Source organism: Luteibacter sp. P4_E6 (assembly GCF_056401535.1).
The window spans coordinates 1-4175 of the sequence record NZ_JBFUJE010000347.1 but is presented as its reverse complement, the minus strand read 5'-3'; the positions used below and the strand labels follow the sequence as shown (position 1 = coordinate 4175).

At 63.8% G+C, this 4175-nt stretch carries 4 protein-coding genes and 1 riboswitch; of the genes, 3 read left to right on the top strand and 1 reads right to left on the bottom strand.

What is annotated here, in order from left to right; genetic code table 11:
• From AC1DT2_RS16885 to AC1DT2_RS16875, 3 genes are all read left to right on the top strand, one after another.
• Positions 1-506, top strand: a 506-nt coding sequence (locus AC1DT2_RS16885; protein ID WP_477297615.1) for a TetR/AcrR family transcriptional regulator C-terminal domain-containing protein, incomplete at its 5' end; no start/stop codon positions are given.
• Positions 507-542: 36 nt separating this feature from the next.
• Positions 543-641: riboswitch (TPP riboswitch) on the top strand.
• A 74-nt stretch (positions 642-715) separates the two neighbouring features.
• Positions 716-2575, top strand: coding sequence for a phosphomethylpyrimidine synthase ThiC (gene thiC, locus AC1DT2_RS16880; RefSeq protein ID WP_477297614.1), 1860 nt, complete (start codon positions 716-718; stop codon positions 2573-2575).
• A gap of 268 nt (positions 2576-2843) precedes the next feature.
• On the top strand, positions 2844-3869 hold the full coding sequence (locus AC1DT2_RS16875; RefSeq protein ID WP_477297613.1) for a DUF2333 family protein: 1026 nt from the start codon (positions 2844-2846) through the stop codon (positions 3867-3869).
• Positions 3870-3953: 84 nt separating this feature from the next.
• Here AC1DT2_RS16875 and AC1DT2_RS16870 read toward each other — a convergent pair.
• Positions 3954-4175: integrase core domain-containing protein (locus AC1DT2_RS16870; protein ID WP_477297611.1), on the bottom strand; the 222-nt coding region annotated here is incomplete at its 5' end.

The window sequence follows — 4175 nt, the reverse complement described above, 5'->3', positions numbered from 1 at the left end:
AGCTCACCGTCTACAGCCATTTCGGCGACAAGGACAACCTCTTCCGCGAGGTCATCCGCGCCCACGTTCAGGAACGCCTCCCGGACGATCTCTTCGACTTCAGCCCGGGCGCGGACATCCGCGTAACCCTGAATAACATCGCCAGCCGCCACGCGGCGATGGAAACGAACGTCGAATCGGTCGGCACCTTCCGCGCCATCCTTTCCGACTGCCAGGCCGGCGGTAACCCGCGTTTCGGCCGGCTGGTATGGGAAGAAGGCCCGGWGCGCATGCACAAGCTGATGCAGCGCCTGCTCGACGGCGCCACGGAGCGCGGTCAGCTCGAGATAGCCGACACCTCGCGCGCCACCACGCAGTTCCTGGCCCTGCTCAAGGGCGACCTGCTGCTGCGTCGCCTGTTCGGTTGCGAAGACTGCGCCGTGCAGTTCGGCGAAGAGGTCAAGGCCAATGCCCTGGCCGCTGTCGAGATGTTCATCCGCGCTTACGAGCCGCGCCCGGACTGCTGAGCGCTCGCGTCCGACACCCGCTTCGTGGTTGAATCCCCCTCGAAGCGGGGGTGCCCAAGCGATTGCGCGGGCTGAGAGAGTCCCTTCGAACCTGATCCGGTCCGTACCGGCGTAGGAAGCTTCGTCCACGGGTAACGTGCGTCCGCGCACGTGTGCTTCCGTGGCGGCGCCGTCCGCTTCTCCCCTTATCCGCAAGGAACGAGAAGCCAATGAACGCCATGCCCTCCGATCTTGCCCGCGCCGCGCGCGAGCTGTCCGAAGCCGTTACCACGCCGATCGCCGGCTCGCGCAAGATCCACGTGACCGGCAGCCGCCCCGATCTGCGCGTGCCGCTGCGAGAGATCGTCCAGGCCCCCACGCCGACCCTGTTCGGCGGCGAAGAAAATCCCCCGATCGTGGCCTACGACACCTCCGGTCCCTACACCGATCCCGAGCACGCCGTCGATCTGGCCAGCGGTCTCCCGGCACTGCGTGCGCGATGGATCGCCGAACGGGGTGATGTCGAGCGTCTGGATGGCCTGTCTTCCGCCTTCGGGCGGGCGCGTGCCGACGATGCGCGCCTGGACCCCATCCGCTTCGGTACCCAGCGCATGCCCCTGCGCGCCAAAGCCGGCGCCAATGTCACGCAGATGCACTACGCACGCCGCGGCATCGTGACGCCGGAGATGGAATACATCGCCATCCGCGAGAACCAGCGTCTGGAGGCCCTCGTCGACAGCGCGCTTCGCGTTCAGCATCCGGGCGAATCCTTTGGTGCCTCGCTGCCGAGCCGGATCACGCCCGAATTCGTGCGCGATGAAGTGGCACGTGGCCGCGCGATCATCCCCGCCAACATCAACCACCCGGAAGTCGAGCCGATGATCATCGGCCGCAACTTCCTGACCAAGGTCAACGCCAACATCGGCAACAGCGCGGTGAGTTCGGGCATCGCCGAAGAGGTGGAGAAACTGGTCTGGGCGATCCGCTGGGGCGGCGACACGGTGATGGATCTCTCCACCGGCAAGCACATCCACGAAACACGCGAGTGGATCATCCGCAATGCGCCGGTGCCCATCGGCACGGTGCCGATCTACCAGGCGCTGGAGAAAGTAGGGGGCGTCGCCGAAGACCTCACCTGGGAGATTTTCCGCGATACGCTGATCGAGCAGGCAGAGCAGGGCGTCGACTACTTCACCATCCACGCCGGCGTGTTGCTGCGCTACGTGCCGCTCACCGCCAAGCGCGTCACCGGTATCGTCTCGCGCGGCGGCTCGATCATGGCCAAGTGGTGCCTGGCGCACCACCGCGAGAACTTCCTCTACACGCACTTCGAAGACATCTGCGAGATCATGAAGGCCTATGACGTGTCCTTCAGCCTCGGCGATGGCCTGCGTCCGGGCTGCATCGCCGACGCCAACGACGCCGCGCAGTTCGGTGAACTCGACACATTGGGCGAACTGACCAAACTGGCCTGGAAGCATGACGTGCAGACCATGATCGAAGGTCCCGGGCACGTGCCGATGCACCTGATCAAGGAAAACATGGATCGTCAGCTGGCGGTATGCGACGAGGCGCCGTTCTACACGCTGGGCCCTCTGACCACGGATATCGCGCCGGGCTACGACCACATCACCAGCGCGATCGGCGCGGCGATGATCGGCTGGTTCGGCACGGCCATGCTCTGTTATGTCACGCCCAAGGAACACCTTGGCCTGCCGAACCGGCAGGATGTCCGCGACGGCATCATCGCGTACAAGATCGCCGCGCATGCCGCSGAYCTSGCCAARGGCCATCCCGGTGCACAGGTGCGCGACAACGCGCTGTCGAAGGCGCGCTTCGAATTCCGCTGGGACGACCAGTTCAACCTCGGTCTCGATCCCGACAAGGCACGCGAATTCCACGACGAGACCATGCCCAAGGACGCGCACAAGKYGGCGCATTTCTGCTCCATGTGCGGYCCGAARTTCTGYTCGATGAAAATCACCCAGGACGTCCGCGACTACGCCGCCGGCATGGAAGCCTCCGCCGGTATGGAAGAGAAATCCCTCGAATTCCGCGCCCAGGGCAGCGAGGTCTACCAAAAGGCCTGAGGTCCCACGTCGTCCCGCGTCGACTTGCGTCGGCCCGCTCGGTAGGAGCCGATTCATCGGCGATCTTTCATGTGGGAGCCGCTTCAGCGGCGATGGGTGCTTGCGGCAGCCTGGCCCGCTGCCGCGGGATCGCCGATGAATCGGCTCCTACAAGGGGCGCGGCACCCTTCACCCCGTGTTACCGGACCTACCGAGAATATTCGTAAAGGTCCGCCCGGCACCGGCGGGGTAAGCTAAGCCCTCACGTTCCCCCACATAAAGGACAGGCATGAACGCGAACGCCGCCCCGTCACCGTCGCCGACCCGTCGTCGGCGCAACCCGATCAGCCTCACCGTGGCGGTCGTGATCGCGCTTCTCATCCTGTGGGTGCTCATCACCATGTGGTGGTGGGACAAGGAGCCCGAGCAATTCGATCCGGTCACGGTGACCACGGCGCACATGAAGGAGATCGGCCGGCCGATGGCTACCGGTGCGGTGACCACGTACACGCTGATCGAATCGGTGAATACGCTGATGGATAAGCGTGGCGGTTACCTGAGCAACGACAAGCTGCCGCCTGGCGTGTTCATGGACAACATTCCCAACTGGGAATTCGGCTCGCTGATGGCCTCGCGCGATCTCGCGCAAGCGCTTCGCAATAGCTTCAGTCGCTCGCAAACGCAGTCCACCGAAGACAAGGATCTCGGTGAGGCCGACCCGTTACTCAACAGCCCCAACGATCGCTGGCTGCTGCCGAGTTCCGAATCGCAATACGGCAAGGCGACGGACGACCTGGAGAAATACCTCGTCCGTCTCAGCGACGCCGAGGACGCCAACGCGCACTTCTACGCACGTGCCGACAACCTTGCCGATTACCTGCAGACCGTGTCGGCCCGTCTGGGCTCGCTGTCGCAGCGGCTTTCGGCGAGCGTCGGCCAGCTCAAGGTGGATGCGGCGCCCAACGCCGATGTCTCCGGCAAGGTGGGGCCATCCAAGGCGGTATACGTGAAGACGCCCTGGAACAAGATCGACGACAACTTCTATGAAGCGCGCGGATATACGTGGGCCTTGCTGGAGCAGCTGAAGGCGATTCGCCACGACTTCGCGCCGATCCTTCGCAGCAAGAACGCGGATGCGAGCCTGCAGCAAGTCATTCGCGAACTGGAAGAATCGCAGAAGGCGCTGGGTAGCCCGGTGGTCCTCAACGGCTCGCCGTTCGGCTTCTTCGCGAACCACTCGCTGGTGATGGCGAACTACATCTCGCGCGCCAACGCGGCGATCATCGACTTGCGTACGTTGTTAGGCCGCGGCTAAAAAAAATCGGCTCCCTTGTGGGAGCCGATTCATCGGCGCGCATGGTCGCCGGGCTTCGCAGGGATCGCCGATACATTGCAGTGGTCAAGCTTTTCTGGACACCGGTGTAGGAGCCTGAGCCGCCAGTTGCTCGAAGAGCACTGGCGGGATGTCGTTTAGTCGCGAGTGTTGCCGTTCTAGGTTGTAGTAGATCAGAAAGTCGGTCAGCTCCTTCTCGGCCTCGGCGATAGATGCGTAGCCTCCTTCAGGTACCCACTCGTACTTGAGCGTCTTGAAGATCCTCTCGATCACGGCGTTGTCCCAGCA

Excerpts from the sequence above, each read along its gene's own strand:
- AC1DT2_RS16875 (WP_477297613.1), top strand. The coding sequence starts at position 2,844 with ATGAACGCGAACGCCGCCCCGTCACCGTCGCCGACCCGTCGTCGGCGC.